Annotated in this window: 14 protein-coding genes; 10 read left to right on the top strand and 4 right to left on the bottom strand. The window is 65.3% G+C overall.

Annotated elements, in window-relative coordinates; all coding sequences use genetic code 11:
* Positions 1-54: 54 nt before the first annotated feature.
* Positions 55-1,359, bottom strand: coding sequence for an ABC transporter substrate-binding protein (locus ACODS4_RS02840; RefSeq protein ID WP_488860514.1), 1,305 nt, complete (start codon positions 1,357-1,359; stop codon positions 55-57).
* A gap of 62 nt (positions 1,360-1,421) precedes the next feature.
* Positions 1,422-2,426, bottom strand: coding sequence for an ABC transporter ATP-binding protein (locus tag ACODS4_RS02835; RefSeq protein ID WP_488860512.1), 1,005 nt, complete (start codon positions 2,424-2,426; stop codon positions 1,422-1,424).
* Between the two features lie 283 nt (positions 2,427-2,709).
* Between ACODS4_RS02835 and ACODS4_RS02830 the strand changes: the two genes are divergently transcribed.
* The 10 genes from ACODS4_RS02830 (at position 2,710) to ACODS4_RS02785 (ending at position 14,267) form a co-directional block, all read left to right on the top strand.
* Positions 2,710-3,441 carry a GntR family transcriptional regulator gene (locus ACODS4_RS02830; protein WP_488860510.1) on the top strand — a complete coding sequence of 244 codons (732 nt, stop codon included), beginning with the start codon at positions 2,710-2,712 and terminating at the stop codon, positions 3,439-3,441.
* 331 nt (positions 3,442-3,772) lie between these two features.
* Entirely contained in the window at positions 3,773-4,498 is a 726-nt protein-coding gene (locus ACODS4_RS02825) for a DeoR family transcriptional regulator (RefSeq protein WP_488860509.1), read from the top strand.
* A gap of 330 nt (positions 4,499-4,828) precedes the next feature.
* Entirely contained in the window at positions 4,829-5,824 is a 996-nt protein-coding gene (gene deoC, locus ACODS4_RS02820) for a deoxyribose-phosphate aldolase (protein ID WP_488860507.1), read from the top strand.
* 4 nt (positions 5,825-5,828) lie between these two features.
* Positions 5,829-8,213: an aldehyde dehydrogenase family protein gene (locus ACODS4_RS02815; RefSeq protein ID WP_488860505.1), complete on the top strand. Its 2,385-nt coding sequence runs from the start codon at positions 5,829-5,831 to the stop codon at positions 8,211-8,213.
* A 47-nt stretch (positions 8,214-8,260) separates the two neighbouring features.
* Entirely contained in the window at positions 8,261-8,716 is a 456-nt protein-coding gene (locus ACODS4_RS02810) for an RbsD/FucU family protein (RefSeq protein WP_298373077.1), read from the top strand.
* 5 nt (positions 8,717-8,721) lie between these two features.
* Entirely contained in the window at positions 8,722-9,660 is a 939-nt protein-coding gene (rbsK, locus tag ACODS4_RS02805) for a ribokinase (protein ID WP_488860503.1), read from the top strand.
* A gap of 7 nt (positions 9,661-9,667) precedes the next feature.
* Complete coding sequence (locus ACODS4_RS02800) at positions 9,668-10,540, top strand: carbohydrate ABC transporter permease (protein WP_488860501.1); 873 nt, start codon at positions 9,668-9,670, stop codon at positions 10,538-10,540.
* On the top strand, positions 10,537-11,565 hold the full coding sequence (locus ACODS4_RS02795) for a carbohydrate ABC transporter permease (RefSeq protein ID WP_488860499.1): 1,029 nt from the start codon (positions 10,537-10,539) through the stop codon (positions 11,563-11,565). Before ACODS4_RS02800 ends, ACODS4_RS02795 begins: the two co-directional genes overlap by 4 nt.
* A gap of 38 nt (positions 11,566-11,603) precedes the next feature.
* A complete protein-coding gene (locus tag ACODS4_RS02790) occupies positions 11,604-13,061 on the top strand; it encodes an ABC transporter substrate-binding protein (protein WP_488860497.1) in 1,458 nt (485 codons plus the stop codon).
* 99 nt (positions 13,062-13,160) lie between these two features.
* The gene (locus tag ACODS4_RS02785; RefSeq protein WP_488860495.1) at positions 13,161-14,267 is read left to right on the top strand and encodes an ABC transporter ATP-binding protein; all 1,107 of its coding nucleotides are present in this window, start codon (positions 13,161-13,163) and stop codon (positions 14,265-14,267) included.
* A gap of 122 nt (positions 14,268-14,389) precedes the next feature.
* On the opposite strand, the gene ACODS4_RS02780 is transcribed toward ACODS4_RS02785, so the two are convergent.
* Positions 14,390-15,007 (bottom strand): TetR/AcrR family transcriptional regulator, encoded by a 618-nt coding sequence (locus ACODS4_RS02780; RefSeq protein ID WP_488860493.1) that lies wholly within the window; start codon positions 15,005-15,007, stop codon positions 14,390-14,392.
* Between the two features lie 47 nt (positions 15,008-15,054).
* Positions 15,055-15,633, bottom strand: coding sequence for a TetR/AcrR family transcriptional regulator (locus tag ACODS4_RS02775; RefSeq protein ID WP_488860491.1), 579 nt, complete (start codon positions 15,631-15,633; stop codon positions 15,055-15,057).
* Between the last annotated feature and the right edge of the window lie 65 nt (positions 15,634-15,698).

Genomic DNA, 15,698 nt, shown 5'->3' with positions numbered 1-15,698 from the left:
CGACGAACGCGCCGCCCGAACGAGGGCGGGCGTTCGTCGCGGTTTGGCGGCGGATCAGGCGGCGATGAACTCATTCCACTTGCGGACCATGTAACGATCCTCGTCCATCACGGCGTTCCAGCAGGCGACGCGGCCCATCCGCTCTTCAAAGGATCCGCCGTCGCGCACCGCGCCCGCTTTTTCCATCACCTTGCCTTCGGGGTTGAGGATGTCGGTCTTGGCGGGCTTGCCTTCCATCCAGAAGGCCCATTCGTCCGCCGACATGTGTTCTTTGGCGGTGTCGAGCACGGCGGAGTAATAGCCCTGGCGGTTCAGATAGGCGCCGACCCAGCCCGACAAATACCAGTTGATGTATTCATAGGCGGCGTCCAACTCCAGCCCGGTCAGATGCTTGGCCAGCCCCAGTCCGCCGCCCCAGGCGCGGTAGCCTTCCTTCAGCGGTTGATAGACGCAGGGAATGCCCTTGGCGCGCACGGCGGCGACGGCGGGCGACCACATGGATTGGATGATGACCTCGCCCGACGACATCAGATTGACGCTCTCGTCGAAGCTCTTCCAGAAGGCGCGGAACTGGCCCGCCTTCTTGGCTTCGGTCATGATCGCCAGGGTCTTGTCGATCTCCTCCTTGGTCATGTTGCCCTTGTCGCCATAGGTCACGGCGCCCATGGCTTCGCAGACCATGGCGGCGTCCATGATGCCGATGGACGGGATGTTCAACAGCGACGCCTTGCCCTTGAAGGCGGGATCCAGCAGATCCTTCCAGCTTGAAATCGGGCGGCCGACCAGATCGGGGCGGATGCCCAGCGTGTCGGCGTTGTAGATGGTCGGAATCAGCGTCATCCACTGGGTGGGCGACTTGGCGAATTTCGTGGAATCCTTGCCTTCGACGAAACCGACCGTGTGCGGGGCGGTGCCCTGCGCGATGGCGCTGGACGGCGTCAGCTTGCCGTTGACGAAGATCGGCACGATCTTGTCAAAATTCTTCAGCTTGCCGACGTCCATCGGCTGGATGACGCCCGCCGGGAAGATCTTCTTGGCGATCCAATATTCAATGTCGGCGATGTCGTAGGATTTGGGCTGAGTCGCCGCGCGCTGGGTCACGGCGTCGGAATCCAGCGCCGTCATTTGCAGGGTGAAGCCCAAATCCGCCTTCACCTTGTCGGCGACGGCGTTCAGGTTGGACACGCCGGTGCCGATCTGGCGCAGGGTGATGTTCTTGATGTTCTGCGCCCAGATGGTCGGAAAGCCGGTGATCGCCCCGGATCCGACCGCCACGCCAGCGGCGGCGGCGGTTCCCTTGAGCAGTGTGCGGCGGCTGACGCCGGTGGTGGCGGGGGAACCGGAACGCGTGTCGGACATGCTGAGCCTCCAGTGTGGTCGTGTCGGGTCGATGGGGGAGCTTGAAAAACGGGATCGGCGGGTCAGGACGCCAGCGGATGGGCGTCGGCCCGGTTCCAGCCGATCTGAACCGACGCGCCGATGGACAGCGGCGCGTCGTAAAAACGGGTTTCGTCCAGGATGACGGCGAAATCCTCGGTCCCCGCCACGTCCAGGCTGAGGTGGACCGAGGCGCCGTGATACTCCAGCGCGCGCACGGTCCCGTCGGTCCGCAGGTCGCCGCCGCCCAATTGCACGCGGTCGGCCCGCACGGCGCACAGACCGTCGGCGCTTTGGATCACGTTGTGGCCGCCGATGAAGCGGGCGACGAAGGCGGTGCGCGGGCGGTTGAACAGCTCGCGCGGCGGCCCGGCCTGTTCGATGCGGCCCTGGCTCATCACCACCACCAGATCGGCCAGCGCCATCGCCTCCGTCTGGCTGTGGGTGACGTGGATGAAGGTGATGCCCAGCTCGCGGTGCAGGCGCTTCAACTCCTCCCGCATCTTGTCGCGCAGGAAGGGATCGAGCGCCGACAGCGGTTCGTCCAGCAGCAGCACGCCGGGGCGGGTGATGAGCGCGCGGGCCAGCGCCACGCGCTGTTGCTGCCCGCCGGACAGTTGGGCGGGCAGCCGGGCGGCGTATTTGCCCATGTCGACCAGATCCAGCATCTCGCGCGCCCGGCGGCGGCGCTCCTCCACCGCGACGCCCTTCATCTTCAGGCTGAAAGCGACGTTGTCGGTGCAGTCCAGATGCGGGAACAGGGCGTAGCTTTGGAACATCATCGCCGTGCCGCGCCGGGCGGGCGGCTCGCCGTTCACCACCTGGTCGCCGATCAGCAAATCGCCGTCGCTCACATCCTCATGCCCGGCGATCATCCGCAAGGTGGAGGTCTTGCCGCAGCCGCTCGGCCCCAGCAGACAGCAATACGCCCCGGCGGCGACGCGCAGGTCGATGGCGTCCACGGCGACCGTGGCGCCATAGGCCTTTGTCAGCTTCACCAGTTCGACAGTCGATCCAGCGGTCGTTCCCGCGCCCGATCCTGTGGTCATGCCGGCCGATCCTATTTTGTGCACAATCTTGATGCCAATTCAGCACAAGGACGATTGTGCACACTGCGTGCCAGCGGGCTGGTTGGCGGAACGCCGCCATTCCGTCAGCGCGCGGAAACCGGGTGGTGATTGATTTCAGCGCGGGTTGCCTGAATTTTACGCAGAATTGCCCGCTGCGCGACCAATCGCCGCCAATCGCGCCCCGGCGCGCGTCAGGCTTTCCTTGCGCGGCAGTTTTGTGCACAATTGCGACGGACAGAAACGCCACCACCCAAAACGGGCCATGAAGATCGCCTTGACCACCGCCGCCCCCCGCCGCTCGCCCCGTGGACGCGGCGGGGCGGAGGCCCGAATCGTCCGCAGCATCGGCGAGGCCATCGCCGACCGCCGCCTTCCCCCCGGCACCAAGCTGGCGGAGGAAAGCCTCGCCCAGGTGTTCAGCGTCAGCCGGGAGCGGGTGCGCAAGGTTCTGCTGCTGCTGGCCCAGCGGCAAGTGGTGACGCTGATTCCCAATCGCGGCGCCTTCGTCGCCAAACCAACGGAGCGCGAGGCCCGCGAGGTGTTCGAGGCCCGGCGGGTCATCGAACGGGCGATCATGGACAAGCTGGCCGCCCTGCCGCGCCCGCTGCCGCCCGCGACGCTGGCCCGTTTGCACGAGCACCGCGCCCAGGAAGAGGCGGCGGAACGGGCGGGCGACCGCAAGGCGATGATCCGCCTGTCCGGCCAGTTTCACTTGCTGCTGGCGGAGTTCGTCGGGAACGGCACGCTGACCGGCATCCTCGCCAGTCTGATCGACCGTTCCGGCTTGGCCATCGCCGCCTTCGAGCGGCGCAACGCCCACACCTGTTCGGCGGAGGATCACCGCCGCCTGATCGACGCGCTGGCCGACCCGCAGAACGACACGGCTGCCGCCCTGATGATGGAGCATCTCGACGCGGTGGAGCGCCAGTTGGATCTCGACGCGCGACCGGAGCCGACCGTCGATCTCAAAAGCGTCTTCGCCAGCGAAGGGTGATGGAATCACAAGATGCCTTTGCTGGCGCCGTCAGCGTGGCTGTTTCCGGGGCACTCTCCCAGCTCCAACTCTCCAGACTGGAGCTTGGGCAGCATCGGGACATTCAACGCCTGGCATACGGACGCGCAGCAGGTGGCGTTGTGGTGGTCGGTGACGTCAAAGGGCGCGCTTTGTCTTTTGGCAGGTTTTCTTCACATTGAATGTTATAAAATAAACAGTTTTTGTTGACACCGCCCAGCGCCAAAAGCCACTCTGAACGCGCGCATGGATGGTCTGCGAAGCGCGGATCGTTGATTCCATGGCGGGAAACGCTGGGAGACGCGTCGCGATCATGTCGAACCGCCGAGCGGAGCGCGCCATTCTTTTGGCCGAAGTTCTGGCCAAACGCGGCGTGCTGCATCTTCGCGAGGCGGCGGAGATGCTGAAGGTGTCGGAAATGACCGTCCGGCGCGACATCGCGTCCGACCCGGATCGTTTTGCGTATCTGGGTGGTCACATCGTCAAGGCTGGCGACATTGGCGGCAGCCAGAATTATGAAATCGATCAAGAGGCGGGCAGCCATGCCGAGGCCAAGCTTCGCGCCTGCCTCAACGCCGGGCGTTTGATCGAACCGGACGACACGATTTTCATCGATTGCGGCACGACGTTGGTTCATCTCATCGACCAGATCCCCGATGATTTTTCCGTCACGGCGATCTGCTATTCGATGAATGCGGCGGAACGCCTGATCCGCAAGCCCAGCGTCCGCCTGATTTTGCTGGGCGGCCTCTATCACCCGGTGTCGGCCTCCTTTTCCGGCGGAGAGGCGGAAGAGACGCTTGGTCGCCTCGGCATCAACAAGGCGTTCCTGTCGGCGGGCGGCGTTGACGTCGCGCGCGGCGTGAGCTGTTCCAATTTTCACGAAGTGGCGATCAAGCAAAAGGCCATCGCCAGCGCGTTGGCCAGCTATCTTGTCGTGGACACCAGCAAAATCGGGCGTCTTCGTCCCGCCTTTTTTGCTCAACTCACCGATTTCCACGCCATCGTCACCGAAGAGGGCGTGCGCGCCACGCGGTGATTGCCCTCTGTGGCCTTTCCATCATGTCCAGACGGAATCCGCAGGTGCGCGGCTTGGCGCCGTTTGCCAAGACGCGCCGCGTTGTCGGAGCCACGCGCCGCTGCCCAGCAATGTTATAATAATAACAAAAAAAGCGCGTGAGCGCAAAATTCCTTGACGATCCTAACATTGTCCTTCAGTCTTCGATCTGTTCGTTGAACAGACGAAACACCCAAAGACCCGACCAGGGCCAAGCGCGCGGTTGGAGCGAGGTCCGCGCCGCGCGGCCTTGAGCGCCCTGCCTTCCGCCCGATGTTCGGCATCTCTCGTTTCGACGTCAGGAGGCGTCTCATGACCCATCTTGCGCTCGCTTCGGACGTTCGGTCCGGTGACGCCCATCCCGCGCGCAACGGCGGAATCCCGCTTGATTTGTCCTGGGTTCAGGATGTTCGGATCAACCTTTCGGCGGCGGAACGCCGCGTGGCCAGCCTGCCCGGACGCCGCTCCGTCAAGAAGGACGCGCAAGCGGCGTGGCTGTTGAAGGCCGTCACCTGCATGGATCTGACGACGCTGAACGGCGACGACACGGCGGAGCGGGTCAAGCGGCTCTGCGCCAAGGCCCGTTCGCCGGTTCGTCCTGATCTGCTCGCCGCCCTTGGCATGGCTGAGCGTGGCGTCACCACCGGCGCGGTTTGCGTCTATCACCGCTTCGTCGCCACGGCGGTGGACGCGCTGGCTGGAAGCGGCGTTCCCGTCGCCGCCGTGTCCACCGGCTTTCCCGCCGGACTGGCCCCGCACGACGTCAAGCTGCGGGAGATTGAAGCGTCGGTGCGCGACGGCGCCGCCGAAATCGACATCGTCATCACCCGCGAACACGCGCTGACCGGCAATTGGACCGCGCTGTATCAGGAGATGCGCGACTTCCGCGCCGCCTGCGGCGACGCCCACGTCAAAGCGATTCTGGCGACGGGCGATCTCAAGACGCTGCGCAACGTCGTTCGCGCCTCGCTGGTTTGCATGATGGCCGGGGCCGACTTCATCAAGACCTCGACCGGCAAGGAGGGCGTCAACGCCACCCGCTTGGTGACGCTGGCGATGATCCGGGCCATCCGCGACTATCACGGCCGCACCGGCGCCATCGTCGGCTACAAGCCCGCCGGCGGCATTTCGACGGCCAAGGACATCCTCGATTATCAGATTTTGATGAAGGAGGAGTTGGGCCGCCCGTGGTTGGAGCCGACCCTGTTCCGCATCGGCGCGTCGAGTCTGCTCGCCGACATTGAACGGCAACTCGAACACCATGTGACAGGCCGCTATTCGGCCTTCAACCGTCACCCGATGAGCTGAGACCATGAACGTCGCACGGTATTTCGACGAAATGTCCTACGCCCCCGCCCCCGAATCCGACAGCGAGGCGCGCGCCTGGCTGAAACGCCACGCCGAGGGCTTTCATCACGTCATTGGCGGCGCGCTGGTTCCGCCGACCGACGGCGCCCGTTTCGACAGCGTCGCCCCCGCCACCGGCGAGGTTTTGGCGAGGATCGCCCAGGGCGACGCCGCGACCGTCGCCGCCGCCGTCGCCGCCGCGCGCAAGGCGCAAGCGCCCTGGTTCAAGCTGGGCGGCCATGGCCGCGCCCGCCATCTCTACGCGCTGGCCCGCGCGGTTCAGCGTCACGCCCGGCTGTTGGCCGTGGTGGAGGCGCTGGACAATGGCAAACCAATCCGCGAGACGCGCGACATCGACGTGCCGCTGGTCGCCCGCCATTTCTACCACCACGCCGGTTGGGCGCAGCTTCAGGAGCGCGAGTTTCCCGACCATGGCCCGGTCGGCGTGATCGGCCAGATCATTCCGTGGAATTTTCCGCTGCTGATGCTGGCCTGGAAGATCGCCCCCGCCTTGGCGCTCGGCAACACGGTGGTGCTGAAACCGGCGGAGTTCACGTCTTTGACGGCGCTTCTCTTCGCGGAAATCGCCGCCGACGCCGGTTTGCCGCCGGGAGTTCTGAACATTGTGACGGGCGACGGCGCGACCGGCGCGGCGCTGGTCGCCCATCCCGATGTCGATAAGATCGCCTTCACCGGCTCGACCGAGGTCGGGCGGATGATCCGCGCCGCCACCGCCGGATCGGGCAAGTCGCTGACGTTGGAGCTTGGCGGCAAATCGCCCTTCATCGTGTTCGACGACGCCGATCTCGACGGCGCGGTCGAGGGGGTGGTGGACGCCATTTGGTTCAACCAGGGGCAAGTCTGTTGCGCCGGGTCGCGGCTGCTGGTGCAAGAGAGCGTCGCCCCGGTCTTCCTCGACAAGCTGAAGCGGCGGATGGCGACGCTGCGGGTGGGCCATCCGCTCGACAAAACCATGGATCTCGGCGCCATCGTCGCCCCGGTTCAGTTGGAGCGGATTCAGCGGCTGGTGGCCATCGGGGTGGCCGAAGGCGCCGCCTTGCACCAAGCCGATGTGGAGTTGCCGCAAACCGGATGCTTTTACCCGCCGACCTTGTTGAGCGGGGTGCAGCCCAGCGCCACCGTCGCCTGCGAGGAAATCTTTGGCCCGGTGGTCGTGTCGATGACCTTCCGCACGCCCGACGAGGCCGTCGCGCTGGCCAACAACAGCCGCTATGGGCTGGCGGCCAGCGTGTGGAGCGAGACCATCGGCCTTGCGCTGGACGTCGCGCCAAAGCTTCAGGTCGGCGTGGTGTGGATCAACGCCACCAATCTGTTTGACGCCGCCGTCGGGTTCGGCGGCTGCCGGGAATCCGGCTTTGGTCGGGAAGGCGGGCGCGAGGGCGTTCTGGAATATCTCAAGCCCAAGGCCTGGACCGGACGCAAGGCGCGCGTGGTCGCCGCGCCGCCAACGGCGCGGCGCGTGGAGCAACGCTTCGCCATGCCAGCGCTCGACCGGACGGCCAAGCTGTTCATCGGCGGCAAGCAAGCCCGACCGGACGGCAATCACTCCCGGTCCGTGCTGTCGCCCAAGGGCGTGCCGCTGGGCGAGGTTGGGGAAGGCAACCGCAAGGACATCCGCAACGCCGTGGCGGCGGCGCGCGCGGCGGAGGGCTGGTCGCGGGCGACGGCGCACAACCGCGCCCAGATTCTCTATTATCTGGCGGAAAACCTGTCGGCCCGCGCCGACGAGTTCGCCGCCCGCGTCGCCGCCATGACGGACGCCCCGCCCGCCAAGGCGCTGGCCGAGGTGGAGGCGGCGGTCGCCCGCCTGTTCAGCTATGGCGCGTGGGCCGACAAGTATGAGGGGGCCGTTCACACGCCGCCCCTGCGCGGCGTCGCCCTGGCCCTGAACGAGCCGATTGGCGTCGTCGGAATCGTCTGCCCCGACGAGGCGCCGTTGCTCGCCTTCATCAGTTTGGTCGCCCCCGCCATCGCCATGGGCAACCGCGTGGTGGTGACGCCAAGCGAACGCCACCCGCTGGCCGCCACCGACTTTTATCAGGTGATGGAAACCTCCGATCTGCCCGCCGGCGTGGTGAACATCGTCACCGGCGCGTCCGCCGATCTGGCGAAGACGCTGGCCGAGCATGACGACGTGGACGCGCTGTGGGTCTTCAACAGCGCGGAGGTTTCGGCGATGGCCGAACGCCTGTCGGTCGGCAATCTGAAACGGACGCTGGTTGACAACGGGCTGCTGACCGATTGGCACGACCCGGCGGCGGCGGAAGGCCGGATTTTCCTGCCCCACGCCGTTCAGGTGAAGAATGTCTGGATTCCCTACGGCGAGTGAGCCGCCGAAGCGCAACCGTTCCACGCCAAGACACAGGAGGACACGCCTTGCTCAAGACCCTCGACCCGCTCCTGAACGCCGATGTGCTCTACGCCTTGAAGGCGATGGGGCATGGCGACCGGCTGGTGTTGTGCGACACCAATTTCCCGGCGGACTCCATCGCCCGGCAGACCGCGCTTGGCCGGTTGCTGCGCATCGACGGCGTGTCGGCGGCCCGCGCCGCCCGCGCCATCCTGTCGGTGATGCCGCTCGACAGCTTCGTCGATGACGCCGCCGCCCGGATGGAAATCGTCGGCAGCCCCGACGAGCTGCCCCCGGTCCAGCAGGAGGTGCAACGCGAAATCGACCACGCCGAAGGCCGCTCCTGGCCGCTGGTCTCGGTCGAGCGCATGGCCTTTTACGAGCAGGCCAAGCGCGCCTATTGCGTGATCGCGACCGGCGAGACGCGCTTCTACGGCTGCTTTCTGTTCACCAAGGGCGTCATCCCGCCCACCGCCGAGTGACGGACATGACAAGCACGGACAACAGCGCGCGCATCGCCATTTTGGGGATTTTCGTCGCCGACGTCGCCTTTCTGGCCCCCCGGCTGCCCAAAATCGGCGAGACCATCGCCGGGTCGGGCTTCGCCATGGGGCCGGGCGGCAAGGGGTCGAACCAGGCGGTCGCGGCGGCCCGCGCCGGTGGGGCGGTGACGTTCATCTCCAAAATCGGACGCGACACCTTCGGCGACATGGCCTTGGCCGCCTGGGCGCGGGAGGGCGTCACGGCGCGGGCGCCGCAATCGGACGCCGATCCCACCGGCGCCGCCTTCATCTATGTCAACGACCAGACCGGCGAGAACGCGGTCATCGTCTATCCCGGCGCGGCGGCCACCCTGTCGCCCGCCGATGTGGACGAGGCCGCCGCCGTGATCGAGGCCGCGCGGGTGTTCGTCACCCAGCTTGAGCAGCCGGTCGCCGCCGCGCAACGTGGGTTGGAGATCGCCCGGCGGGCGGGCGTCGCCACCATTTTCAACCCGGCCCCGGCGGAGCCGGTCCCCGAGGCGATCTATGGCCTGTGCGACTACATCGTGCCGAACGAGACCGAAGCGGCGGCGCTCGCCGGCTTGCCGGTCGATACGCTCGACGACGCGCGACGGGTGGGCGACGCGCTGCTGGCGCGCGGCGTGGGAACGGCGTTGATTACGCTGGGCGGGCGCGGCGCTCTGTTTCACAACCGGGATCGGTCGATCCATCTGCCCGCGCTGTCCGCCGGAACGGTGATCGACACGACCGGGGCGGGCGACGCCTTCGTCGGCGGATTCGCCGCCGCCCTGGCGCGGGGCGAGGATCCGGTCGCGGCGGCGCGCTTTGGCGGCGCGGTCGCCGGAATCGCGGTCACACGGCGCGGCACCGCCCCGGCGATGCCGACCCGCGCCGAGGTTGACGCCCTGTTGGCGAAGGCGTGACGCGGCGATGCGCAACGACCCGATCAAATATTTCTTTATCTGGCCCGCCCTGCTGGTGGTGCTGGGCGTGTCGATCTTCCCGCTGATCTACTCGCTGACGACAAGCTTCATGAGCTTCCGTCTGGTGCCGCCGACGCCGTCGCGCTTCGTCGGCATCGACAATTACGCCAGCCTTTTGCAGAACCCGCGTTTCTGGAACGCGATTGGCACGACCAGTTTGATCGCCTTCCTGTCGGTCGCCTTGCAGTATGTCATCGGTTTCGCCATGGCGCTGGCCCTCAACGCGCGGGTTCCCGGCGAAAAGCTGTTCCGGGTCGGCTTTCTGCTGCCGATGTTGATCGCCCCCGTCGCCGTCGCGCTGATCGCCCGCCAAATCTTCAACCCGACCATGGGGCCGCTCAACCATCTGATGACGCATTTGGGCTTTCCCAATCTGCCTTATCTGACCGAAACCCCGTGGGCGTTGGGCGCGATCATCGCCGTCGAGGTTTGGCAATGGACGCCGTTCGTCTTGCTGATGCTGCTGGCCGGTCTGCAAACCCTGCCCCATGACGTGTATGAGGCGGCGGACATCGAAAACGCCACGCCATGGCAACAATTCTGGGGCATCACCTTTCCCATGATGCTGCCGGTGTCGGTCGCCGTGGTCTTCGTCCGCATCATCGAAAGCTACAAGATCATCGACACCGTGTTCGTCATGACCGGCGGCGGGCCGGGCGTGACCACCGAAACCCTGACTCTGTTCGCCTATCAGGAGGGCTTCAAGAAGTTCAACCTGGGCTACACGTCGGCCCTGAGCTTCCTGTTCCTGATCGTCATCACCGTGATCGGCGTCGTCTATCTGGCCATCTTGAAACCCTATCTGGAGAAATACCGATGAGCGCCCGGGGTCTCAAGGGCGGTGGGCGGCTGCTCGCCTTCGCCGGTTGCCTGATCTGGTTCGTCCTGACCATGTTTCCGCTCTACTGGATTATCATCACGTCCTTCAAAACGCCGGTGTCGGTGGTCGATGGGCCGACCTATCTGCCCTTCATCGATTTCGAGCCGACCCTGAACGCGTGGCGGGATCTGTTTTCCGGGAATCGCGGTCAATTCTCCTCGACTTTTCTGGCCTCCTCGCTGATTGGGGTGACGGCGGCGGTGATCGCCACGGCCATCGGCGCGATGGCGGCCTACGCGCTGGTCCGCTTCCCGTTCCGGGTGCGGCTGGGGTCGGCGATCCTCTTTTTCGTGGTCGCCTTGGGCGGGTATCTGGCGGGCACCCTCTGGTTCGGCCTGCCGCGCGCTCCGGCGATGCTCGACGCCTTCGCGGCGGCCCTGCTTCTGTCGGTGCTGGCCAACCGGCTGCCCTTGCCGGGGCCGGTGCTGGGCAACGACGACATCGTGTTCTGGTTCGTCAGCCAGCGCATGTTCCCGCCCATCGTCGCCGCCTTCGCCCTGTTCCTGATGTACACCGAGTTCGGGCGCATGGGGTTCAAGATGGTGGACACCTATCTTGGGCTGACGCTGGCCTATGTCGCCTTTTCGCTGCCCATCGTCGTTTGGCTGATGCGCGATTTCTTCGCCGCCTTGCCGATCGAGGTCGAGGAGGCGGCCATGGTCGACAATGTCCCCTCCTGGCGGATCTTCACCGACATCGTCGTTCCGATGACGATGCCGGGCTTGATCGCCACCTTCATGATTACCCTGGCCTTTGTCTGGAACGAGTTCCTGTTCGCCTTGTTCCTGACGACCTCCAAATGGCAGACGCTGCCCATTCTCATCGCCGGTCAGAACAGCCAGCGCGGGGATGAATGGTGGGCGATTTCTGCGGCGGCCCTGATCGCGATCATCCCGATGATGGTCATGGCGGCACTTCTCAGCAGGTTGATGCGGTCCGGCCTGTTGCTTGGCGCGATCAAATGACCGTTCCGTTCCAAAAAATCATCCATGGGAGTGAAACAATGAAATCCTGGCTTCTCGCGACGACCACCGCCGTCACGCTGTCCATCGCCGGTTCCGGCGCGGCCATGGCCGCGTGCAGCCCTGATTACTCCAAAGTCACGCTGACCGTCGCCGCCCAGACCGGCCCCTACATCGCCTCGGCCCTGAAGATGGCGGGCGACGAATGGACCAAGAAGACCTGCGGCAAGGTCAACGTCGTCGAATTCCCCTGGTCGGAGCTGTATCCCAAGATCGTCACCTCGCTGACCTCGGGGGAGGACGCCTTTGACGTGGTGTCCTTCGCCCCGGCCTGGACGCCGGATTTCGCCGACAGCCTGTCGGAAATGCCCGCCGCGATGCGCCAGGGGGCCGATTGGGACGACGTCGCGCCGGTGTATCGCGAACGCTTGATGGTCTGGAACGGCAAGACCCTGTCGCAAAGCATGGACGGCGACGTCCACACCTACACCTACCGCATCGACCTGTTCGAGGATCCCAAGGAAAAGGAGGCTTTCAAAGCCAAATACGGCTATGAGCTGGCCATTCCCAAGACCTGGAAAGAATACGCCGACATCGCGGAATTCTTCACCCGCCCGGACAAAAACCTGTGGGGAACCGCCGAGGCGTTCCGCCGGGGCGGGCAACAATTCTGGTTCCTGTTCAGCCATGTCGCCGCCTACGCCAACCATCCGAGCAACCCCGGCTCGATGTTCTTCGATCCCGACACGATGGCGGCGCAGGTCAACAACCCCGCCTGGGTGCGCGGCCTGGAGGAATACATCCGCATCTCGAAGCTGGCCCCGCCCAACGCGCTGAATTTCTCCTTCGGCGAGGTCAACGCCGCCGTGGCTGGCGGGCAGGTGGCGGAATCCATCGGTTGGGGCGACACCGGCGTGATCGCCGCCGATCCCAAGCAATCGAAGATCGCGGGCAAGGTCGGCTCGGCGATCCTGCCCGGCTCGAACGAGCTGTACAATTACAAGACCAAGCAGTGGGACAAATTCGCCGAGGTGGTCTATTCGCCCTTCATGGCCTTCGGCGGCTGGCAAACGGCGGTTCCGGCGACCTCGACGAAAAAGGACGCGGCTTGGAACTACATTCAGTTCGTGACCAGCCCGGCGGTGTCCGGTCTGGCCGCCATCACCGGCGGCACCGGCGTGAATCCCTACCGCGCCTCGCACACCAGCAATCTGGCGCTGTGGTCGAAGCTGTTCACCGACCGGGAGGCCAAGGAGTATCTTGGCGCGCAAGCGGCGTCGATCGCGGCCAAGAACGTGGCGCTCGACATGCGGCTTCCCGGCTATTTCTCCTACACCGAAGTGTTGGAGATCGAGTTGTCGAAGGCGCTCGCCGGACAGGTCACGCCCAAACAGGCGTTGGACACGGTGGCGGCGGAATGGAACCGCCTGACCGACGAATTCGGGCGTGACAAGCAGCGCAGCGCCTACCGCGCCGCCATGGGGTTGGCGGCGAAATAACCAGAGCGGGGATGTCCGTTCACGCAAACCAAGGCCCGCAAGCTTCCGCCCCGACCGGCCTGGTCGGGGCGGAGGCCGCGAACAGAGAAGAAACCCGTCATGTCCCGAGTCAGTCTGAAGTCGATCACCAAGTCATTCGGCGACCACAGCGTGATCCCGCCGCTCGATCTTGAGATTTCCGATCGCGAGTTCGTCGTTCTGGTCGGCCCGTCGGGCTGCGGCAAGACGACGACGCTGCGCATGATCGCGGGTTTGGAGACGGCGACGTCGGGAACCATCCTGATTGGCGACCGCGACGTGACCGACCAGCGCCCCGGCTTGCGCAACTGTTCGATGGTGTTCCAGAATTACGCGCTCTACCCGCACATGACCGTGGCGGAGAACATCGGCTATGGCATGAAGGTGCGCGGTCTTCCCAAGGAGGAGATCGCCGCCGCCGTGGCGGAAGCCGGGCGCATCCTGAATCTCGGCCCCTATCTGCACCGCAAACCGCGTGAATTGTCGGGCGGTCAGCGCCAGCGCGTGGCCATTGGCCGGGCCATCGTGCGCAAACCCGACGTCTTCCTGTTTGACGAACCGCTGTCCAATCTGGACGCCAAGCTGCGCATCGAGATGCGCACCGAAATCAAATCGCTGCACCGTCGGTTGGAAACCACCGTGGTCTACGTCACCCACGATCAGGTCGAAGCGATGACGATGGCCGACCGCGTGGTGGTGATGAACGCGGGCCGGATCGAACAGGCCGCCGACCCGATCACCCTCTATGAGGCGCCGCGCAATCTGTTCGTCGCCGCCTTCATCGGCTCTCCCAGCATGAATTTCCTGGATGGTCATGTGACGACCAGCCCGGACGGGCCGCTGTTCCGAACCGCCGACGGCGTCGCCATCCCGACGCCCTTGCGGTCGGAGATGGCCGACGGACTGGCCGTCGTGCTCGGCATCCGTCCCGAACACACGGTCGCCGAGGGCCGCGACCTGCCGACCGTCGCCTTGACGGTGAAGGACGTCGAACCGCTGGGGCCGCACACGCTGGTCATCGGAACGGTGGGCGGCGCGCCTTTCACCGCCCAGGTTCCGGCGCACGCGCGCATTGAACCCGACGACACCATCCGCGTGCCGATCAACACCGACAAGATGCATCTGTTCCGCAAGGACACCGGCGAGGCCATGCCGCTCGCTGGACGTCCGCAAACGGGGTTCTCCTGAACCTTTCCGAGAATCGGATTGCGGACCTGTGCGGGCGCCTGGACATGCGAACAGTGTGGCGCGCCGTTCTGAAGCCGTCGCGGCCCAGCGGGTGGACGCGCCACATGGAACGGGCGAGCGCCTTATGCTTGCCCCGCCCAGCCGCGCAGGAAGCGGGCGACCGCCAGTCGGGCCACCCTTGCGATCTCCTCCTGGGAAACCGTCTCGCGCAGTCCCCAGACGCATCCCTCATGTGGCCCGGCTTCACACAGAGCGCGGAAATGAGCGGCGGCGCCGGGCAGCGCCAAACAATCCCAGCCCGGCGTGGCCCTCCGCTCCGCCAAGCACTGTAGGATGGCCGCGATCTGCCGTTCGGCGCGCCGTATCCCACGCTCGTAGAAGATGCGGCCAATCTCTGGGAAGCGACCGACTTCAGCCATGACAAGGCGGGTTACGGCAAGCGATGACGAAGTCAGCGTCAGATCCAGATAGGCGCGCGCGGTGTCCTCCAGAACAGCCTCCGGCTCTTTTCCTTCAACATCCACAGTGGGGAGAGCGGCCCAGGCCAAAGTCCCGACCTCCTCGACATAGGCTGCGAACAGCGCCGCTTTGGACGGGAAATATCGATAGAGCGTGCTCTTGGATCCGCCCACCTCGGCGGCGATGCCATCCATTGAGGCATCGGCGTAGCCGTGCTGAAGAAAGATCCGACCGGCAATCGTCAGGATTGCGGCCCGCCGGGCGCATGTGCCGACTGGCATTGTCAAACCCCCTCCGACCGATTTGTTCCCAGCGTGGTCATGCCCAGTCACGCGGCGGCAATATTCCGGACCTGCGCGGCGGCCGTATCCAAAAAGGCCTGAGCAAGTCCGGGGTCGTTGACGACACGCGAGAGCGTCAGCGCGCCCACCATCAGTGACAGAATCGCCATCGCCTTGCTTTTGAACTCTTCACCCTGCGTTTCCGAAATCAGGCGTTCGAGGACGCCGAGATGTGCCCTGACCCCGGCTTCAAATGACGCTTTCACTGCGGCGCCGTGTCTGGCGGCATCGGAGCCGAGCGCCACGATCGGGCAACCGTCCGTCTTTTCCTCGCGATGCCCGGCGCTGAGATAGAAGCCGATCACCGGACCAAGCGGATCTTCGGGCTTTGCCGCCGCCGCCGCCGTCCATCGACAGAAGGCGCTCTCCAGCGCCCGTGTTGACGCCTGGACCGTCAGATCCTCCTTCGATGCGAACTGTTTGTAGAAGGCCCCCTGGGTCAGGCCCGCCGCCGCCATCAAATCCTTGAGGCCGATGCCGTCGAAGCCATGCTCCCGAAAAAGACGGCTCGCCACGTCGATCACAGTTTGCCGGTTTTCCTCAGCCTGAACGCGACTCACACGCATGGTGCGCCCCTTCTTAGATTTTGATTGACATCTATAGGAGATATGGATGACGGACACAATTCTCC

Source organism: Azospirillum sp. FG154, assembly GCF_057809575.1.
The sequence above is the reverse complement of the archived record's forward strand: the minus strand, read 5'-3'. Positions and strand labels throughout refer to the sequence as shown.